General features: G+C 64.1%; 13 protein-coding genes. 4 read left to right on the top strand and 9 right to left on the bottom strand.

What is annotated here, in order from left to right:
- Positions 1-5 precede the first annotated feature (5 nt).
- The 7 genes from glgB to RHIZ70P_RS07395 all read right to left on the bottom strand — a co-directional run bounded on the left by glgB (position 6) and on the right by RHIZ70P_RS07395 (position 14,553).
- Positions 6-2,219, bottom strand: coding sequence for a 1,4-alpha-glucan branching protein GlgB (glgB, locus tag RHIZ70P_RS07425; protein WP_115669748.1), 2,214 nt, complete (start codon positions 2,217-2,219; stop codon positions 6-8).
- Complete coding sequence (locus tag RHIZ70P_RS07420; protein ID WP_115669747.1) at positions 2,219-4,681, bottom strand: glycogen/starch/alpha-glucan phosphorylase; 2,463 nt, start codon at positions 4,679-4,681, stop codon at positions 2,219-2,221. The genes glgB and RHIZ70P_RS07420 overlap by 1 nt, the downstream gene beginning before the upstream one ends.
- A gap of 274 nt (positions 4,682-4,955) precedes the next feature.
- On the bottom strand, positions 4,956-6,167 hold the full coding sequence (locus RHIZ70P_RS07415; RefSeq protein ID WP_115669971.1) for a TadE/TadG family type IV pilus assembly protein: 1,212 nt from the start codon (positions 6,165-6,167) through the stop codon (positions 4,956-4,958).
- Between the two features lie 81 nt (positions 6,168-6,248).
- Positions 6,249-7,160: a transglutaminase family protein gene (locus RHIZ70P_RS07410; RefSeq protein WP_115669746.1), complete on the bottom strand. Its 912-nt coding sequence runs from the start codon at positions 7,158-7,160 to the stop codon at positions 6,249-6,251.
- A gap of 3 nt (positions 7,161-7,163) precedes the next feature.
- On the bottom strand, positions 7,164-9,578 hold the full coding sequence (locus RHIZ70P_RS07405; RefSeq protein WP_115669745.1) for a circularly permuted type 2 ATP-grasp protein: 2,415 nt from the start codon (positions 9,576-9,578) through the stop codon (positions 7,164-7,166).
- A 4-nt stretch (positions 9,579-9,582) separates the two neighbouring features.
- Positions 9,583-12,912 carry a DUF2126 domain-containing protein gene (locus RHIZ70P_RS07400; protein ID WP_115669744.1) on the bottom strand — a complete coding sequence of 1,110 codons (3,330 nt, stop codon included), beginning with the start codon at positions 12,910-12,912 and terminating at the stop codon, positions 9,583-9,585.
- A 213-nt stretch (positions 12,913-13,125) separates the two neighbouring features.
- The gene (locus RHIZ70P_RS07395; protein WP_115669970.1) at positions 13,126-14,553 is read right to left on the bottom strand and encodes a mannose-1-phosphate guanylyltransferase/mannose-6-phosphate isomerase; all 1,428 of its coding nucleotides are present in this window, start codon (positions 14,551-14,553) and stop codon (positions 13,126-13,128) included.
- 57 nt (positions 14,554-14,610) lie between these two features.
- On the opposite strand from RHIZ70P_RS07395, the gene RHIZ70P_RS22750 reads away from it, so the two are divergent.
- Positions 14,611-14,889 carry a hypothetical protein gene (locus tag RHIZ70P_RS22750; RefSeq protein WP_147293972.1) on the top strand — a complete coding sequence of 93 codons (279 nt, stop codon included), beginning with the start codon at positions 14,611-14,613 and terminating at the stop codon, positions 14,887-14,889.
- 141 nt (positions 14,890-15,030) lie between these two features.
- Complete coding sequence (locus RHIZ70P_RS07385; RefSeq protein WP_115669742.1) at positions 15,031-15,549, top strand: hypothetical protein; 519 nt, start codon at positions 15,031-15,033, stop codon at positions 15,547-15,549.
- A gap of 15 nt (positions 15,550-15,564) precedes the next feature.
- Here RHIZ70P_RS07385 and mgtA read toward each other — a convergent pair whose 3' ends face one another.
- Positions 15,565-18,198, bottom strand: a complete 2,634-nt coding sequence (gene mgtA, locus RHIZ70P_RS07380) for a magnesium-translocating P-type ATPase (RefSeq protein WP_115669969.1) — start codon at positions 18,196-18,198, stop codon at positions 15,565-15,567.
- A 131-nt stretch (positions 18,199-18,329) separates the two neighbouring features.
- On the opposite strand from mgtA, the gene RHIZ70P_RS07375 reads away from it, so the two are divergent.
- Entirely contained in the window at positions 18,330-19,310 is a 981-nt protein-coding gene (locus RHIZ70P_RS07375; protein ID WP_115669741.1) for a zinc-dependent alcohol dehydrogenase family protein, read from the top strand.
- 25 nt (positions 19,311-19,335) lie between these two features.
- Here RHIZ70P_RS07375 and RHIZ70P_RS07370 read toward each other — a convergent pair whose 3' ends face one another.
- Positions 19,336-19,794 carry a MarR family winged helix-turn-helix transcriptional regulator gene (locus RHIZ70P_RS07370; protein ID WP_115669740.1) on the bottom strand — a complete coding sequence of 153 codons (459 nt, stop codon included), beginning with the start codon at positions 19,792-19,794 and terminating at the stop codon, positions 19,336-19,338.
- Positions 19,795-20,063: 269 nt separating this feature from the next.
- On the opposite strand from RHIZ70P_RS07370, the gene RHIZ70P_RS07365 reads away from it, so the two are divergent.
- Complete coding sequence (locus RHIZ70P_RS07365) at positions 20,064-20,759, top strand: fumarylacetoacetate hydrolase family protein (protein WP_115669739.1); 696 nt, start codon at positions 20,064-20,066, stop codon at positions 20,757-20,759.
- Positions 20,760-20,774: the final 15 nt, after the last annotated feature.

Raw genomic sequence — 20,774 nt, 5'->3', positions numbered from 1 at the left:
CCGACTCAGTTTTCTTGTTCCAGCATGATGACGGCCAGCGGCGGCAAGGTCAGGATGGCGTAGGCGCGGCCTCCGTCTCCCGGACCGGCCTCCACGCGTCCGCCATTACCCTTCCCGCTGCCGCCGTAAATTTCCGCGTCCGTATTGAGGATCTCGCGCCAGCGCCCCGTCGCCGGAAGCGGCACGACATAACCCTCATGATAGACCGGGGTCAGGTTGCAGATCACCGCGATGGTCTTTTCGCCGGGTGCCTTGCGCAGCCAGGCAATGACGGAATTGTCGTGGTCGTCGGCGATCAGCCATTCGAAGCCTTCGCCCTCGCAGTCGCGGGCGTGCAGCGCAGGCTTCGAGCGGTAGGTGAAGTTGAGGTCGCGCACCAGCCGGCGCATGCCCTCGTGCAGCGAATACTGCAGCAGGTTCCAGTCGAGCGAACGCTCCTCGCTCCATTCGCTCCACTGGGCGAATTCCTGGCCCATGAACAGCAGCTTCTTGCCCGGATGGCCCCACATGAAACCGTAGTAGCAGCGCAGGTTGGCAAACTTCTGCCAGTCGTCGCCGGGCATCTTGGCGATCATCGAACCCTTGCCGTGCACGACCTCGTCATGGGAGATTGGCAGGACGAAGTTTTCGGAAAAGGCATAGAGCAGGCCGAAGGTCAGCTCCTGGTGATGGAACTTGCGGTGCACCGGATCGCGGGCAAAATAGCTCAGCGTGTCGTGCATGAAGCCCATGTTCCACTTGAAGCCGAAGCCGAGCCCGCCTTCGTGCACCGGCTGGGAGACCTTGGGCCAGGAGGTCGATTCCTCGGCGATGGTCATGATGCCCGGATGGGTGCCGTAGACGGCCTTGTTCATCTGCTGCAGGAAACGCACCGCCTCCAGGTTCTCCCGCCCGCCATACTCGTTGGGGACCCACTCGCCTTCCTTGCGCGAATAGTCGAGGTAGAGCATGGAGGCGACGGCATCGACGCGCAGCCCGTCGAGATGGAATTTCTCCGCCCAGTAAAGGGCGTTGTTGACGAGGTAGGATACGACCTCGAGGCGACCGAAATTGTAGATCGCCGTGTTCCAGTCGGGATGGAAGCCCTGGCGCGGGTCCTCGTGTTCGTAGAGCGCGGTTCCGTCGAACCAGCGCAGGCCGTGGGCATCGGTCGGAAAATGGGCGGGCACCCAGTCGAGAATGACGCCGAGGCCGACCTTGTGGCAGCCATTGACGAAGCGGGCGAAGCCTTCCGGCTCGCCGAAGCGCGCGGTCGGGGCGTAGAGGCCGGTCGTCTGGTAGCCCCAGGACGGATCGTAGGGGTGCTCGGTGATCGGCATGAACTCGATATGAGTGAAGCCCATGTCGACGCAGTAAGGGATGAGGCGCGCGGCCATCTCGTCCCAGCTCAGCATCGATCCGTCGTCGCGCCGTTGCCAGGAGCCGGCATGAACCTCGTAGACGCTGATCGGCTGGCGGCGCTGGTCAATGGACGCCCAATGCTTGCGGTGCGCCGCGTCGTCCCAGGCCTGTTCCAGTTCGGGCGTGGTGATCGAGGCGTTCTTCGGCCGAAGCTCGGCGCGCCGCGCATAGGGATCGGCCTTCAGCGGCAGCAGTTCGCCGTTCTTGCCGATGATCTCGAACTTGTAGGCGGAGCCGCGCCTGACGTCGGGGGCGAAGATCTCCCAGATGCCGGTGTCCCGGCGAAGCCGCATCACGTGGCGTCGTCCGTCCCATTCGTTGAAGTCACCGACGACGGAGACCCGCCGGGCATTCGGCGCCCAAACGGCGAAATGAAAGCCATCGACGCCCTGATGCTTCAGCGGATGGGCGCCCATCTTGTCGAACAGCCGCAGGTGCGAGCCCTCACGAACATAATAATCGTCCATCGGTCCAAGCACCGGCCCGAAGCTGTAAGGGTCGGTGACGGTCCACTCGACGTCGCCGCGGGTGGCCCGATAGCGCAGCGGCTGGAAGGCTTCGGCGGTGACCCGTCCGCAGAAGAAACCGGCGGGGTCGAGGCATTGAAGATCGCCCAGTGCGGCGCCGCCGATGGAATGAGCGGAGACGGCTTCCGCGCCGGGGATAAAGCATCGCGCGACAAACCCGGATGCGGTCTTGTGCAGTCCCAGCACGGAGAAGGGGTCGTTGTGCTGGCCATGGACAATCGCCTCGATCTCGCCCGCCGGTGGGATCTCCGGCGGCGCGGCATCACCGATCTTCTTCGGTGACTTTGCCATCAGGCTCTCCAAATGTCGGCGCTGTACTGGCGAATGGTTCGATCGGAAGAGAACCAGCCCATGCGCGCCGTGTTGCGGATCGTCTTGGAATACCAGGCCGCATTGTCGCCCCATAGGGTATCGACGTCGCGCTGGGCCTTGGCATAGCCGTTGAAGTCGGCAGCGACCATGAACCAATCATGCTGGTACAGACCATCGACCAAACCGGAAAAACGACCCGGATCGTCGGGCGAAAAGACGCCGGATGCGATTGCCGCCAGGGCCTGGGAAAGTTCGCGCGAGCTTTCGATCACGGCGCGCGGATCGTGTCCTCCCGCCCTGACCTTTGCGACCTCGCCGGCCGTCATGCCAAAGATCACGATGTTCTCCTCGCCTACATGGTCGCGCATCTCGACATTGGCCCCATCAAGGGTGCCGATGGTCAGCGCTCCGTTCAACGCGAACTTCATGTTCCCGGTTCCCGACGCTTCCATGCCGGCGGTGGAAATCTGTTCCGAGAGGTCGGCGGCGGGCACCATGACCTCGGCCAGCGAGACGTTGTAGTTCGGGATGAACACGACCTTGAGCAGGTTGCGCACCGCCGGGTCGTTGTTGATGACGCGGGCGACGTCGTTGGCGAGCTTGATGATCAGCTTGGCATTGTGATAGCTCGGCGCCGCCTTGCCGGCAAACAGCTTGACCCGCGGCACCCAGTCGCGCTCGGGATGGGTGCGGATCTGGTCGAACAGCGCCACGGTCTCGATGATGTTGAGCAGTTGGCGCTTGTATTCGTGGATGCGCTTGATCTGGATGTCGAACATGGCCGACGGGTCGAGCCGGATGCCCATGCGGCTGGCGACGAGGTTGGCCAACTGTTCCTTGTTGGCGCGCTTGACGGCGGCAAACTGCTTCTGGAACTCCGGATCGTCGGCATAGGCGTCGAGCGCCTTCAGCTTTTCCGCGTCGTCGAGGAAGTCCGGGCCGACCGTGTCGCGGATCAGCGACGTCAGTCGCGGATTGCACTGCATCAGCCAGCGGCGCGGAGTGATGCCGTTGGTCTTGTTGTTGATGCGGTCCGGGTAGAGCTTGTGCAGGTCGGCGAACACCGTTTCCTTCATCAGCTCGGTGTGCAGCGCGGAGACGCCGTTGATGCTGTGCGAGCCGATGAAGGCGAGATTGCCCATGCGCACCCGCCGCTCGCCGCTCTCGTCGATCAGCGAGATATGGCTGATCTCGTGGTCGGAGAAATTGCGGTTCTTGCGGGCGTCGCGCAGGATCTTGGCATTGATCGCATAGACCAGCTGCATATGGCGCGGCAGCAGCCGCTCGAACAATGGTACCGGCCAGCTCTCCAGCGCCTCGGGCAGCAGGGTGTGGTTGGTGTAGGAGAAGGTGCGCCAGGTGAGGTCCCAGGCGGTGTCGAAGTCGAGGCCGTGCACGTCGCACAGCAGGCGCATCAGTTCGGTGACGGAAATGGCCGGGTGCGTGTCGTTGAGCTGGATCGCCACCTTGTCCGGCAGGGCCGAGAGTTCGTTGCCCTGCTGCAGATGACGGCGAAGGATGTCCTGCAGCGAGGCGGAACAGAAGAAATACTCCTGGCGCAACCTCAGTTCCTGGCCGGCGGACGTGGCGTCGGCCGGATAAAGGACGCGGGTCAGGGTTTCGGCCTTGTTGCTTTCCTTGAGCGCGCCGATGTGGTCGCCGGCGTTGAAGGCCTCGAGCAGGATCGGATCGATCGGCTGGGCCGACCACAGCCTGAGCGTGTTGACATGTTCGCCGCGCCAGCCGACCACCGGCGTGTCGTAGGCCGTGGCGATCACCCGTTCGCCCGGCTTCCAGACGAAATGCGGTTCGTCGTCCTGGCCGGCGACGGTGTCCACCGCGCCGCCGAAGCCGATTTCATAGGAGCTCTCTCGACGCTCGAACTCCCAGGGGTTGCCGTGGGCGAGCCAGGTTTCGGGAAGCTCGACCTGCCATCCATCGGCCATCTGCTGGCGGAACAGCCCGTGCACGTAGCGGATGCCATAGCCATAGGCGGGGATGTGGATGGTCGCCATGGATTCCATGAAGCAGGCTGCGAGCCGGCCGAGGCCGCCATTGCCAAGTGCCGCGTCCGGCTCGAGACCGGCGATGACGTCGAGATCGACGCCCATTGAGGCGAGCGCCTGGCGGATTTCGTCCATCATGCCGAGATTGGACATGGCGTCGCGCATCAGCCGGCCGATGAGGAATTCGAGCGAGAGATAGTAGACCCGCTTGGCATTGTTGTTGTAGGCCGCCCGCGTCGTTTCCATCCATCGGTCGATGATACGGTCGCGCACGACCAGGATGGTGGCCGTCAGCCAGTCATGTGGCGTCGCCACCTTGGCGTCCTTGCCGATTCCATAGGTCAGGCGCTCTATGATTTCTGCGGCCAGGACCTCCGGATCGGAGACGCGTGGTTGGGGCAGGGGCAGGTCGGCTTTGCTCAGGCTGTTGATCATGATCTCGCCAGTTCGGTTGCTCGCCTATCGGATGCGGCGCCGATTCTCCCCTAACGGCACGCGTTCAATGACACAGTTTACGCATCGTTACGAAGCACTTGCAACACAGGAAATCGGCAAAGGTGAAAAACGGCCCGGCCCGCGGCCTGCCATCAAGTGGCTGAATTTCAACAGCTTGCGAAGACCATGCCGAGCGCCGAAAGGCCGCGTTCCCCTTGGGGTGCGCGGCCTTCTCACGTGTCGTTCGCGGTTGGAACCGTCGCTGCGATGGGTGTCAGTTGGTGAGGCGGGTCGCCGCCATCGAAGCCTTCTCGCCGATCTCCTTGAAGGCGGCGACGAGCTGCGCGGCATCGCTGGCGTCGTAGTAGTGCGAGGTATCGGTCGCGCAATATTGCAGAAGCTGCTGACCGCGCGAGGGCGCCATGAAGGCCACGGTGAAGATCTCGACGTCGGCGGCCTTGGCGCTGTCGCACCAGGCCCTGGTCGAGGTGTCGGCGCTCGTATAATTGTTGTCGCCGTCGGTCATGAAGACGATGAACTTGCCCGGATCCTTCTGGCCGTTCTTGGCGATGTGCGCGTTGACCTCGCTCGCGGCGGTCACCTTCTGATAGGCGGTCTTGACCGCGTTCGACGAATCCGTGCCGCCGGTCGCGGTCAGGGCGTTGACATAGTTCGTCACGGCGGTCGTCCCCCATTGGAAGGTCGTCGGCGACTGGCTGGATGAATTATAGGAGATCGCCGCGGTGCGGACATATTTTTTTTCGGGATCTGCGGTGTTGAGCTGATCCACGAGGTCGGCCACGGCAACCTTCAGGGCATCAATCTTCAGCACATAGTTCGTCACGGTGCGCGAACACCAGGAGCGGCCGCACTGGTAATACTCCACCTTGGTCGGCTGCACGCTGTTGACTGTGCTTGTGTTTTCTCCCATCGAGCCGGACCGGTCGACGACCAGATACATGGAGAGCGCGTTCTTGCTCTCGGTGGTGCTTTCCGATGTGCTGGCGACGCTCACGCGGACCTTGTCGTATCCCAGAAGCTTGGTGAAGGCGTTCATCGACACGTCGTAATGGCCGTTGACGGTTACCTCATACGTGTTGGTGGCGCCGCCGGCGCCGGCAGTCCGCTGAACGCTGGCAAGGGCGCTGTCTGCGAGATCCTCGACGGCATCCTCCTCCTCGGTGGGCATGGTGCCGCCATTGAGGCTGGTGTTCTTGAACTGGGCGGCCAGGAATTTTTTGGCCAGCGCAATGGCTTCCTCATCCGAGATGCCCTTTCCGGCGAGGGCCGAGGCGGCGGAGAGCGCGGCGGAGTCCGCTGCGTCCTGCAGGGCCGATCGCACCTGGACCAGTTTCGCCAGGTCCATCGCCACCCCGGCGCTTGCCAGCAGCACGGGAAGCAGGATTGCGGTCATCATGCCGAAATTGCCGCCGCGATCGGTGATGAAGCCGCGGCCAAAAGCACGCTTTGTCCTGAAGTCGACCATCATGTTCATCCGTCAGAGAACCACTTTGATGATCTGATACAGGGGAAACCTGTTTTTCGGCTTAAATGGCTTGATAAAATTTTAGCTGACCGGCGAGATCGCCGGAGATTGAGGCGACTTGACGGGAACCACGTCGACCGCCTGGTCCGTCTGGTGGCTGCCATAGCTCTTCAGCACGCCGATGACCGGTGCGACGTCGGAATAGTCGCGGCCATAGGAGGTGACGATGTGATCGGCCCCGACACTGATATTGTTGGTCGGGTCCAGCTCGATCCAGCCGGCCGTCTCGCCGCACCATATCCTGACCCAGGCATGCATGGCGTCGGCGCCTTCCAGCCTCTCCTTGCCCGGCGGAGGAATGGTCCGCAGGAAGCCGCTGACATAGCCGGCAGGGATGCCGAGGCTTCTGAGCGCGATGATCATGATGTGCGAAAAATCCTGGCAAACCCCGCGTTTCAGCGAGAAGGCCTCCAGCGGCGGGGTGTCGACGGTCGTGGCCTTCGGGTCATACTTGAAGTCGGTGTGGATGCGCGCGCAGATCGCCTCGGCGATCTGGCGCACGGTGAAGCCGGGCTTGACTTCCGCACGGGCATAATCGGCGATCATCGGGTCGATGCCAAGCCGCGGGCTTTCCGCCAGAAAATGGTGCGGCGAATCCGGTCCGAGCGACCAGCAGTCGGCCAGTTCCTCCGGGAGCTTTGCCAGGATCGGAGAGAAGTCCGCGGTCAGAGGCGGGGCCTGGACCGAGACGCGGGCCTGCATCCGGATATCCAGTCTCTCGTGCGGAGAGCGATACATGACATAACTCGCCGGGTGGCCGAAGAAGTCGGTGAAGCGGCTGGTTTCATCCGGTTTGGGATCGACAGTGACGCTGCCCGCCACCAGACGCTGGCGATCGGCAAGCGAGAGCGGCAGCAGGCGCAGGATATGGTGCGCGCCCGAAGCCGGGACGTCGTAGCGATAGCCGATATGCAAGGAGAGATCGTAAATCATCGGCTATCCGAGATAGGTTCTGGCGAGCAGGTCGGAGAGCTTTTCGAGATCGCGCTCCAGGTTCGAATAGATCTCGGCGGTCATCGTCTCCGGCGTCATCACCGCCAGCATGGAGTGCAGCCGCATGGTCTCGCGGTAGAGGGGCGACATCTGGCCGTTGACGAAGGCATTGGGCAATTGCTCGACCTCGGTGCGAATTTCGTCCAGCTGGTACAGGATCGAGCGTGGATTGAGCGGATCGAGCGCCAGCAGGTCGGTGACGGTCAGCCGGGCGGTGCTGACATTGTAGCGGCGGCGATGGGTCATGACGTTGTCGCCGATCTCCAGGGTCATGTCGAGCGCGCCGTCGGGGGCTTCGTCCGCCGTCATGTGACCGAGCAGGCGGGTCATGTGCAGGCCGCGCTCCAACAGCCGCCCGATGGTGAGGAAACGCCAGCCGGTGAAGCGGTACATGTTCTCGTGCACAAGCCCGGCAAAGCCGGCGAGCTTGCGCAGGAGCACGGTCATCGCGTGCGCCGCATCGTCGCCGTGCCCGACCGCGTCGTGGAAACGGCGTGCGGTCTTGGCCAGGTCGTTCAGCGCCAGCCAGCCGTCGGGCGAGAAGCGGTCGCGAATATTGCTCGCCGAATAGACGGCACTGTCGATGTTGCGCAACAGGCTTTCCGGCACGCCATGCGTCATCTCGACGTCGATGTCGGAAAGGGAGCGGGTGACATAGGCGAGCAGCGGCTGATCCGGATCTGCGGATTCGGCAAAGCGCGCGTGCCAGGCGCGCAGGATGCGCAAAGCCCCTTCCGAGCGCTCGATATAGCGGCCGAGCCAATAGAGATTGTCCGCGGCGCGGCTTGGCAGGCTGCCGGGCATGTTGCGGGCAAAGCTCTCCTCGGTCGGCAGAAGCGAGGTGCGGTCGACCGGCTTGTCCGAGACGATCCACACGTCGGCGGCGCTGCCGCCCGACTGCATGGCGAGCGCCGTCACATCGTCGCCGGCACCGATCCGCGCGAAACCGCCCGGCATGATCTGCCACCCGTCGCGGGTGCGGGCGGCATAGACCCGAAGGGACAACGGACGAGGCGTCAGCTTGCCGTCGACCAGAGCGGGGGTGGTGGAGAGGGTGACGACCTCCTGGCCGACGAGGTTCGAGCCTTCGGTCTCCAGCCATTCGGTCGTCGAATGGCGAGACGAGCCGGACAGCCGCGAACCGAGCACGGAACGGCCATTGTCGTCGAAGAAGGGCAGGCGCGAATAGGCGGGGCCGATCACCATGCGGTCGATGTTGCGCGCCACGTGCCCGCGCTCGCTCTTCTGGCCGCACCACCAGGTGGCGATCGACGGAAGCAGGAGATCCTCGCCCAGCAGATGGCGACAGATGGTCGGCATGAAGGCGAGGAAGGCACGGGTTTCGAGGATGCCGGACCCGAGTGCGTTGACGAAGGTGACGGAGCCGTTGCGCAGGGCCTGCACCATGCCCGGAGTGCCGATATGCGAATGCTGGTTCAGTTCGAGCGGATCGGCAAAGGCCGCATCGAGGCGGCGCCACAGCACGCTGATGGGCTTCAACCCGGCAACCGTGCGCACCATGACGCAGCCGTTGACGACGGCCAGATCCTCGCCCTCAAGCAGCATGATGCCGAGATATCGGGCAATGTAGGCATGCTCGAAATAGGTCTCGTTGGCCGGGCCCGGCGACAAGACGGCGATCCGGTCGTCGCTGTTGAGCTTCTGCGCCTGCAAGGCTTCGCGGAAGGCGCCGAAAAAGGAGGCGAGGCGATGCACATGGCTTTCGCCGTAGACGTCGGAAAAGGCGCGGGTGGTCGCCACGCGGTTTTCCAGGGCAAAACCCGCGCCCGATGGCGCCTGGGTGCGGTCGGCGAGCACCCACCAATTGCCGTCGGGACCGCGGCCGATCTCGAAGGAGCAGAAATGCAGATAGTGGCCGCCGACGGGCTTGATGCCGACCAGCGGTCGCAGGAATTCCGGATTGGCGGCGACGAGCGCTGGCGGCAGGAAGCCCTGCTCGACCAGCCTGTTGTCGCTGTAGATGTCTGCGACGACGGCTTCGAGAAGATTGGCGCGCTGGACGAGGCCTTCCGCCAGGACGTTCCATTCCTTCTCGTCGATCAGCACCGGGATGTGGGAGAAGGGCCAGGCGCGCTCGCTTGAGCCGGATGCGCCATAGGCGCGGTAAAAGACGCCCGCGTCGCGCAGATAGCGGTCGGCGCGGGCAAAGCGCTCGTGCAGATCGTGATCCGACAGGCGATCGAGTGCCGAGACGAAGGATTGCCAGACCGGGCGGATATTGCCTTCGGCGTCGAGCATTTCGTCGGCGGCGCCGGGAAGCGCGTGATAGCCCGCGGTTCGCGCCTTTGCCGGCTCCTCGTCTTCCGGGGTCCTATCCGCTGCCGGTTTGCTTGCCATATCGTCAAATGCCCTGGGGTCGCCGCAAGTCCAGCGTATGAGGGAACTCCGCAGACACCGCCTCCGGCCAAAGCGGGAAATTGCCCGCTGTATGGCCCCACGGTTCGAAACGTGCAAGCCGCCTTGCCTCCGCTTCATTCCCGTTCACAGGGAAAGTGTCGTAGTTACGGCCGCCCGGATGCGCCACGTGATAGACGCAGCCGCCGATCGACCGGCCTGACCACATATCATAAACATCAAATGTTAGCGGTGTGTTGACCGGCAGGACCGGATGCAGGCCCGAGGCCGGCTGCCAGGCCTTGTAGCGCACGCCGCCGATCGCAATCCCGTTGGTGCCTGTTTTCGTCAGCGGTACGCGCCGGCCGTTGCAGGCGATCGCGTAGCGCTCCGGATTACCGGTTTCCAGCCGTACCTGCAGCCGTTCGACGGAGGAATCGACATAGCGCACGGTTCCACCGATCGCGCCCTGTTCGCCCATCACGTGCCAGGGTTCGAGCGCCTGGCGCAGTTCCAGACGGGAATCGCCGTATTCCACCTCGCCGTAGAAGGGGAAACGGAATTCGAGCTGGGCGGCGAACCATTCCGGCTTGAAGTCGAAACCGTTGTCGCGCAGGTCGGCCAGCACTTCGAGAAAGTCCTGCCAGATATAGTGCGGCAGCATGAAACGGTCGTGCAGGGCCGTGCCCCAGCGCACGAAGCTGCCGCCGGTCGGGTTCTTCCAGAACCGGGCGATGAGCGCGCGCACGAGAAGCTGCTGGGCGAGCGACATGCGGGCGTTCGGCGGCATTTCGAAGCCGCGGAACTCGACGAGGCCGAGGCGGCCGGTCGGGCCGTCGGGCGAGAACATCTTGTCGATGCAGATCTCGGCGCGGTGGGTGTTGCCGGTCACGTCGATCAGGAGGTTGCGGAACAGCCGGTCGACCAGCCAGGGCAGCGGCGGAGCCTCGCCCGATCCCGGCATCGGGATCTGCGCCATGGCAATCTCCAGCTCATACAGGCTGTCGTGGCGGGCCTCGTCGATGCGCGGCGCCTGGCTGGTCGGGCCGATGAACAGGCCGGAGAACAGATAGGACAGCGACGGGTGGCGCTGCCAGTGCAGGATGAGGCTCTTCAACAGGTCGGGGCGGCGCAGGAACGGGCTGTCGGCCGGATTGGCCCCGCCGACGACCACATGGTTTCCGCCGCCAGTGCCGGTGTGGCGACCGTCGATCATGAACTTGTCGGCCCCGAGGCGCGATTCCCGCGCCTCCTCGTAGACGGCGCTGGTGATCGAGACGCAGTCGTCCCAGCTGGCGGCCGGATGGATGTTGACCTCGATGACGCCGGGATCGGGGGCGACGCGCACGACATTGATGCGCTCGTCATGCGGCGGCGCATAGCCTTCGATATGGACGGGCAGGCCTATGGCGGTGGCCGCCTGTTCGGCGGCGGTGACGAGTTCGAGATAGTCCTCGATGCGTTCCACCGGCGGCATGAAGACGCTGAGGCGGCCGTCGCGTACCTCGACCGACATGGCGGTGCGCACCGCGCCGCCGATCTCGCCGAGCACCTGCTCGACCCGGCCCTGCTGGATCGTGTCGTCCACCTGGAACGAGGCTTCGGGCATGGCGCGGCCGGCGGGCTCAACGACTTCGGGCAGCGGGCCGCGCGGCTCGCTGGGATCGGCGGGGTGGATATAGGGGAATTGCGCCGGCGGGACATGGGGCAGGGCGCCGAGCGGCAGTCGGTAGCCGACGGGGCTGTCGCCGGGAACGAGGAAGATCTTGCCGCGGCGGGTCTTCCATTTCTCGCTCACCCAGCGCTTGCCGGTGGCCTTGCTGTTCCAGGTCTGGACGGGCAGGACATAGCCGCTCGGCTCGGTCAGGCCGCGTTCGAACACGCGGGCGATGCGGCTGCGCTCTTCCGGGTCCTTCAGCTTGGAATTGGCCGGATCGACATTGTCGGGAAGATTGGCCTCCTTGAGGATCCATTCGCCGGGGTCCTCATAGGCCGGCACCACCATTTCGGGTTCGATGCCGAGGGCTTCGGCGATCTCGCCGAGCAGCCGGCCGGCATCGTCGGCAGTGACCTCGTAGCGCTTGCCTTCCTCGGCCACCAGTTCGGGGTTCTGCCAAATCGGTTTGCCGTCCTTGCGCCAGTAGAGCGAGAAGGTCCAGCGCGGCAGGCTTTCGCCGGGATACCACTTGCCCTGGCCATAGTGCAGGAAGCCGCCCGGCGCGAAGCGCTCCCTGAGACGGCGGATCAGCGTGTCGGCCTTGTCACGCTTGGTCGGGCCCACCGCGTCGGTGTTCCACTCCTCCGACTGGAAATCGTCGATCGACACGAAGGTCGGCTCGCCGCCCATGGTCAATCGCACGTCATGGGCTTGAAGCTCGGCATCGACGCGGTGGCCGAGCGCGTTCAGCGCATCCCAGCTCTCTTCGGAAAACGGCATGGTGATGCGCGGGTGCTCGGCGACGCGCGTCACCGTCATGGCGAAATCGAATTCGGTGTTCGCATGACCGAAATAGCCGCCGGTGATCGGCGCGGCATTGCGATAGTGGGGGGTCGCCGCGAGCGGAATATGGCTTTCGCCCGTCAGAAGCCCCGAGGTCGGGTCGAGGCCGACCCAGCCGGCGCCCGGCAGGTAGACCTCAGCCCAGGCATGCAGGTCGGTGAAGTCGACCTCGGTGCCCGAAGGACCGTCCAGCGCCTTCAAGTCCGGCTTCAACTGGATCAGGTAGCCGGAGACGAAGCGGGCGGCGAGACCGAGGCGGCGCAGCACTTGCACCAGCAGCCAGCTGGTGTCGCGGCACGAGCCCTGACCGATGGTCAGCGTATCGTCCGGCGTCTGGACGCCGGGCTCGAGACGGATGACATAGCCGATCTTCCGCTGCAGGGCGGCGTTGAGGCCGACCACCATGTCGACCGTGCCCTGGCCCGGCGTCGTATCGAGCGTTGCCATGAAGGCGGTCAGCGCCGGGGTGTCCGGCTCGGGCGTCATGTAGATCTTCAGGTCGTCGCGGATATCGGCCGGATATTCGAACGGCCACTTCATCGCCTCTTCCTCGACGAAGAAGTCGAAGGGATTGTAGACGGTCATGTCGGCGACGAGGTCGACCTCGATCTTGAACTCGGTCACCGGATCGGGGAAGACGAAACGGGCCTGGTAATTGCCGTAGGGGTCCTGCTGCAGGTTGACGAAGTGATTGGCCGGCGTGACTTTCAGCGCATGGCTGAGCACCTTGGTGCGCGAATGGGCGGCCGGTTTCAGCCGGATGATCTGGGGCCCGAGGCGGACTGGCGTGTCATACTTGTAGTGGGTGAGATGGTAGATGCTCGCCTTGATCGACATATGAACTGTTCGCCCTCTTTGCCCGTTGTTCTTTTTGCCGGGCTGAAGGGCGATCTTGTGCAATGCAGCGTCATAAAGCAAGGGCACACAGCCCTGCCTGTGGGAGCGCATCGCCTGTGCGTTCTGTACTGGCGAAGGGATTGCGCCAACCCGCAAGGATGGTTTCGCGGGTTGGAATGTGTGTTCAGCTCGCGTCGGGCAAAGCCCAGACGGTCAGCTCCGGCCGAACTCGTCGACCAGGCGGATGATGTCGTCCTCTCCGAGATACGAACCGGTCTGGATCTCAATCAGTTCCAGCAGGATCTTGCCGGGATTGCCGAGGCGGTGGACCGCCCCTTGCGGGATATAGATCGACTGGTTCTCGTGCAGCATGGTCACCTTGTCGTCGATTGTTACTTCGGCCGCGCCCTTGACGCAGATCCAGTGTTCCGAGCGATGGTGATGCTTCTGCAGGGACAGCTTCTTGCCGGGATGGACGAAGAGCCGCTTGACCTGGAAGCGCTCGCCGTTCAACACCGAGGTATAGCCGCCCCAGGGGCGCAGCGAGGTCGGGTGGTTCTCGGTGAGCGTCGCGGTCTTCTTGTCGGCGGCCAGCAACTTGACGAGGTTGCCGACCTGCTGGCTGTCGTCGAGCCGGCCGACATATACGGCATCCTCGCTGGCAATCACGGCCACGCCATCCATGCCCTGAACGGCGAGATGGCTGTTGCGGGACATGACCAGAGAATTGCGGGTGTTGACCAGCGTGGCATTGCCGCTGACGACATTGCCGTCCGGATCGGCATTGCCGAGCTTCCACACGGCGTCCCAGCTGCCGAGATCGGACCAGCTGATCGGCGAGGGCACGACGGCGGCATTGGATGTCTTTTCCATCACCGCATAGTCGATCGAGATGCTCGGGCTTTCGGCGAAGGCTTCGGCATCGAGACGGGTGAAGTCCAGGTCCTTGGTGGCGACGCGCACCGATTTCTCCGCCGCGGCCAGCACGTCTGGCGCGAGCAGGCGGAGTTCGGAAAGGATCTGGCCGGCAGAGAAGACGAACATGCCGGAATTCCAGAAATAGTTGCCGGCGGCGAGCATTTTCTCGGCGTCCTCGGCCTTCGGCTTTTCGACGAAACGCTTGACGGCGTTGGCACCGGCGGTCAGCGGCTCGCCCATCTCGATATATCCATAGCCGGTGGCCGGCTCGGTCGGGGTGATGCCGAAGGTGACGATCTTGCCGGCGCGGGCGGCAGTGGCAGCCGCGTCGACGCAGCTGCGGTAGCGGTCGTCGGTGGCGATGTCATGGTCGGACGGCAGGACCTGCAGCAGCGTGTCGCTGCCGTAGAGATCGGCGACGATCAGGGCGGCGACGGCAACGGCGGCCGCCGTGTTGCGCGCTTCCGGCTCCAGCACGATGCCAGAGAGCTTGGCATCCATTTCGCGGGCCTGCTCGGCGACAAGAAAACGGAATTCTTCATTGGTGATCACCACTGCCGGCTCGTAGAGGTCATGGTCGGCGACACGGTCGAGGGTGCCCTGGAAGAGCGTCTTGTCGCCGATGAAGCGGATGAACTGCTTGGCTGCGGTGGCGCGCGACAGCGGCCACAGGCGGGTACCTTTTCCTCCCGCCATGATGACGGGTACGATCTTCTCGGTCATGTTCTGCTTTGCCTTTCGGTTTGGCGGACGATGGGCGGCGATGATGAGGACCGGACCATGAACAAAGGTCGTGCCTCGATCGCGCGTGGCTTCGGCCATGGTTCTAACGCCTGGATGGCGGCGTTGTTGCATTTTTTGGCGCAAACTCCAAGCCCGCGCCGATGGCCGACGAATCCACGGTCGGAGAATTTCGGCCGCCTTTCAGCGGATATCTGCAAACGGCAGTGGTGGAGAGCATGGTCATTTGCGCGGAATCGTGATGTCCTTGACCGGGTATTCGGCTGGCAAGCTTGGAGTGATGGCGTTAATGATAAATTGCATTTCGTCACTGCTTGACCGCAAATTCTCCGGTGCCCTTTCTACTTCCCTTAAGGCCAGCGATATTTCACCGCGGCGCACGCCCCGGCCGGGAGGGTCGACATTCACCGGATAGTCGTCTTCCTCGCCCTGCTCTCGGTCTCTGTCGCCCACGACGTCGTGGCGAAAGACCTTCCGTATGCCGGCTCCCAGGATCCGATCTGGACCGACCGCCCGGTCAGGGTCGATCGGGAGGGACAAGCGTACGAGCGTATTCCGGGGCTGATTGATCCCTTCGTCACGAAGTTCCGCATCAAGCCGCAGGCCCAGGCCTTCGATGGCGGCTCTTTCCGACAAGACGGGATTATCTTCATCATCGCCGATGTCGTGGCGCCCGATCCGAAGCGCATCTGCCACGCTGACGACGGCAGCATCCGGGCTTGCGGCAGCCAGTCCAGGGCCTTCCTGAAAAGCCTGATCAACCGTCGCTATCTCGAATGCCGGTCCTGGCCGATCGTTTTGGACACGCGGATGATTGACTGCCGGATCGGACAATACCGGATTGCTGAGACGCTGGTCGCTTCGGGCTATGTGCGCGCGGCGCGGGATGCGGGGCTGGTCGCCGTGGAGCAGGACGCGATGCGGCGGCGGGCCGGTCTGTGGGCCGATGCCGGGTGCCGGCTGTCTCAGCGCTGCTGATCCACCCGCCAGCCGTTATTGCCGGTGGCGCACGGTTCTCACCGGGCGCTCGGCCCGGCTCCGCCGGTTCGGCAGGAAGCGGTCGTGTTCGTGCGCGAAGAACCAATGTTTGGCGATCTCCGACACCAGCAGATAGAGGAGCGTGATGACGCCCAGCCCGGCGAGCACCTGCGGCGGCAGCGGCACGAAGCCGAACCAGTCGGCGCCAGGCAGGTACGGAACTGCCAGAGCCAGCACCATCACCGCCACGGTCGATAGCACAAGCCAGCGGCCCGGCCTGCTTTTCCAGAAAGGCTTAGAGGTGCGGATCACCAGCACGATGGCGAGTTCGGTGATGACCGATTCGATGAACCAGGCGGTCTGGAAGATGGCGGCGGTCTCCCTCGCGACCAAGATCAGGAACCCGAAGGTCAGCATGTCGAACACCGTACTGATCAGGCCGAAGACGACCATGAAGCGCTGGACATAGGCGATGTTCCAGCTTTGCGGGCGGATGACCGCATCCTCGTCGACATTGTCGCTGGCAATCGCCAGCGAGGGGATGTCGGAGAGGAAGTTGTTGAGCAGGATCTGCTTGGCGAGCAACGGCTGGAACGGCAGGATGAACGAGGCGACCGACATACTGATCATGTTGCCGAAATTCGCGCTGGTCGTGGTCGAGATGTATTTCAGCGTGTTGGCGAAGGTTCGCCGGCCGTTGTCGATGCCGTCGAGCAGCACGTCGAGGTTCTTGTCCACCAGAACCATGTCGGCCGCCTGTTGGGCGACATCGGCGGCCCCTTCGACCGAAATGCCAATATCGGCCTCATGGAGCGCCGGCGCATCGTTGATGCCGTCGCCGAGATAGCCGACGACATTGCCGCGCTTGCGCAGCGCCGCGATGATGCGCTGCTTCTGGTTGGGGTCGATCTCGACGAACAGGTCGGTGTGGCCGGCGAGCGCGGCCAGCGCCTCGTCGGATGTGCGCGCCAGTTCTTCGCCGGTCAGGATGTGGTCGGCCTTCAATCCGACGGAGCGGGCCAGATGGGCGGCGACAAAACGGTTGTCCCCGGTGATCACCTTGACGCCGACGCCGCGCTTGGCCAGCGCCGAAAGCGTTTCGATGATGCCCGGTTTCGGCGGGTCGCTGAACAGCAGGAAGCCGGCGAAGGTCAAATCCTGTTCGCTGTCGCGATCGTAGCGTTCGGCTGGCGTTTCAAAGTGGCGGACGGCAAGACCAAGGACGCGGTATCCCTCGTCGCCCCAGGCAGCGAAACGGCTTTCGATCGCTGCCCGGCTTTCCGCATCGAGCGTTTGCACCTCATCCCCGTCCTGCACCGTCGCGCATATGTCGAGGATATTGGCCAGTGCGCCCTTGGCGATCAGCAGATGGCTGGTGGCATCGCTCGCCTCGACGATCACCGACAGCCGCTTGCGCAGGAAGTCATAGGGGATTTCCGCGACCTTGCGGACCGCCGCCGTATCGATGCCCTGAGCGGTCGCTGCCGCCGCGATCGCATCGTCGAGCGGATTGGCCATGCCGTTCTGCAGGCGGGCATTGAGCGCGGCGAGCCGCATGAGGTCGGCGCGCGGCGTGCCAAGCGGCCCTTCGGCGCGCTCGAGCCGGACCACGCCCTCCGTCAGCGTGCCGGTCTTGTCGGTGCACAACAGGTTCATGCTGCCGAGGTTCTCGATCGAGGCGAGGCGCCGCACGATCACGCCGCCGTCGGCCATGCGCCGGGCGCCGTTCGACAGGGTGACGCTGACGATGGCCGGCAGCAGTTCCGGTGTCAGGCCGACGGCGATCGCCAGGGCAAACAGCAGGGAATCGATCAGCGGCCGGTTGAGAAGGAGGTTTCCGGCAAAGATGACCACCACCATGATCAGCGTGATGCGGGTCATCAGGTAGCCGAAGCGGCGGATGCCGCGGGCGAAATCGGTTTCCGGCGGCTCAAGCCTGAGATGGCCGGCGATCGTGCCGTATTCCGTCGCAGAGCCTGTCTCGACCACGACCGCGCGGCCGATGCCGCTGCGGACCGAAGATCCGGTGAAGAGCACGTTGGTGCGGTTCGCAAGCGTTGTCTCGGCCGGGATCTCGCCGGCGCGCTTTTCCACCGGATAGGTCTCGCCAGTCAGCGCCGACTGGCTGACATGCAGATCGGTCGCCTCGATCACCACGGAGTCGGCGGGAATGAGGTCGCCCGCCGCCACCTCGATCACGTCGCCGGGCACCAGCGCGCTGGCCGCCAGCTGGCGCATTTGGCCGTCGCGCCAGACCTTGACCTTGAAGGCGATGCGTTCCTTCAGCTTCTGCACCGCCAGCGAGGCGGAATATTCCTGGTAGAAGCTCAGCAGCGAACTGGCGAGGATGACGATGGTGATGATCGTCGCCTCCTTCCACTCGCCGACGGCGATCGAAATGGCCGCCGCGGCCACGAGGATCAGCACGAGCGGACTTTCGAACTGCGACAGGAAGATCCTGAAGCCCGACCAGCGGCCTTCCTCGCGAAAGACGTTGGCGCCGACGCTCTTCAGGCGCGCCTCGGCCTCCTCGCCGGTCAAGCCACCGGGCGAGGTTTGCAGCTCGGCCAGAAGATCCGCCTGCGGCCGGCTCCAATAGGCTCGTTTTTCCGGTGCTTCGAAGGAGAAGGGAACAGGGGAGGAGGACATGGGGGCATCCGGGTTCGGCTTGGCGATCGGCGAAAAGAACTTGATTCCGATCACGGCGTCATGAAGGCTGATCCAGCATATACCATCGGATTGCGAGCCGCCATGCGCGACCGGGCCGGGAGACTGACGATATGAGAGCCATGGTGCTGCATGCGCCGCGCCAGCCCTTGAGGCTGGAAGAGCGGCCCGATCCGGTTGCCGGTCCGGGCGAGATCGTCGTTCGGGTCGAGGCCTGCGCCGTTTGCCGCACAGACCTGCACGTGGTTGACGGCGACCTGACAGAGCCGAAGCTGCCCCTCATCCCGGGGCACGAGATCGTCGGCATCGTCGACAGCTGCGGGGAGGGCGTCGATCTCAAGCCCGGGCGACGCGTCGGCATTCCGTGGCTCGGCCATACCTGCGGCTGCTGCAGCTATTGCGAGAGCGGACGGGAGAACCTCTGCGACAATCCCGGCTTCACCGGCTACACCCGCGACGGCGGCTTTGCCAGCCATGTGGTGGCGGATGCCGGTTTCGCCTTTCCGCTCGACGGCTTCTCCGATCCGGTCGCGGCGGCGCCCCTGATGTGCGCCGGGCTGATCGGCTGGCGGTCGCTGAAGATGGCGGGTGAAGGAAAGCGGATCGGCATCTACGGTTTCGGCGCGGCGGCCCACATCATCGCGCAGGTCTGCGTCTTTGAGGGCCGCGAGGTCTATGCCTTCACGCGGGCCGGGGATGAGGCGGCGCAGGCGCTGGCCCGTTCTCTCGGCGCCGTCTGGACCGGGGGATCGGAAGAAAGCCCGCCGGTTCTGCTGGACGCCGCGATCATCTTTGCGCCGGTAGGCGCGCTCGTGCCAGCGGCGCTCAGGGCCGTCGCCAAGGGCGGCCGCGTCGTCTGCGGCGGCATCCACATGAGCGACATCCCGCAGTTTCCCTATGCGATCCTGTGGGGCGAGCGACAGATTCTCTCGGTCGCCAACCTGACACGCGCCGACGCTGTCGAATTCCTCGAACTGGCGCCGCGGGCCGGGGTGACCACCACGACGGCGGTCTATCCACTGGAACGCGCCAACGAGGCGCTCGCGGATCTGAGGGCGGGCCGGTTCCAGGGGGCGGCCGTTCTGGTGCCGTGAATGGCCCTGCGGCGGGCGAAGCGCGTCAGGTTACCCGCAGCGGCGCGCGGCTGCGGTCGTTGACCGCCTCGCAGGCCTTTTGCAAGAGCCTTACGAATTCCCGGCGCTCGTCAGCATCCAGTCCTTCCAGGAGGATGGTCTGCACCTCGTTGACGATCGGGCGTATCTCGGCGAGCGCCTGCGTGCCTTTCTCCGTGACGTAGAGATTGCGGGCCCTTCGATCGCTCGGATTGGTCTCGCGGCGCACCAATTCCTTTTGTACCAGTCGGTCGACGACCCCGCCGATGGTCACGCGGTCATAGGCGATGCGGCTCGCCAACGTCGCCTGGTCCAGTCCCGGTTTTGCCTCTATGGCGCTGAGCGCCGCATATTGGACCGGCGTCAGGTCGAAACCCTTTTTGGCGGTTTCGTCCATGAAGACGGAAACCGAAGCCTGGTTCAGCCGACGAACCAGATGGCCGGGCATTTCATAGATTTCGAGCATCACGATTGCGTTCCCCCCGCAAATTCATGCTTTTCTCTAGCGCTTATCGCGCCAACAAAAAAGAGATAGGGACGCGATTGCGTCCTTCGGCGCGTCCGTGGTCAATGGGCGGAGCCGTATGTTCCAGTGCGTAGGCACGCCGTGTAATCGACATTTTTTCATGTGCGCTCGCTTGCCGATACTGGCGATCCACGGGCTTAGCTGCTCTATGTTGGGCGCGCCGCAGCGGCAGACATGCCGCAAGATCCAATGCAAACGCGAGTTATCCGATGAAGACGCTTTTCGATATTCCGACCGCACCGCTCGTTCCCGTTCGGGGCGAGACTGCCGGCTATCCGGTCCACCGCATTTTCGGCGTCGGTCGAAACTACGCCGAACACGCCGCCGAAATGGGCTATGAGGTCGATCGCGAAACGCCGTTCTACTTCACCAAGCCGGCATCTGCGATCGTCGAAAGCGGCAGCGAAATTCCCTATCCGCCCGGCACATCCAATTTCCACTACGAGATGGAACTGGTGGTGGCGATCGGTGCGCCGGCTTTCCGGGTTAGCGTCGAGGATGCGTCCAAGGCCATTTACGGCTATGCCGCGGGCCTCGACATGACGCGCCGCGATCTCCAGCTTGCCGAGCGGGCCAATCAAAGGCCCTGGTCGCTGGGCAAGGCGTTCGAGCAATCCGCGCCGATCGCACAGATCACCAAGGCCGCCGAATTCGGCGAGATCGGACCGCAGCGCATCCGGCTTTCCGTCAATGACGAAATCCGACAGGATGCACATCTCCGCGACCTCGTCTGGTCGGTGCCGGAGTTGATCAGTCACCTTTCGCGCTTCTATCATCTCGGCCCCGGCGACCTCATCTACACCGGAACGCCTGCGGGCGTTGGTCCACTCCAGCCCGGTGACCGGATTTTCGGGGAGATCGACGGCTTGCAGCCGGTGTCGATCACCATCGGGGCCGCCGAATAGGTCTTGATCGGCGGC

The sequence above is a fragment of the Paenirhizobium selenitireducens ATCC BAA-1503 genome (assembly GCF_900492185.1).
Classification (GTDB): Bacteria; Pseudomonadota; Alphaproteobacteria; order Rhizobiales; family Rhizobiaceae; genus Allorhizobium; species Allorhizobium selenitireducens_A.
The sequence above is the reverse complement of the archived record's forward strand: the minus strand, read 5'-3'. Positions and strand labels throughout refer to the sequence as shown.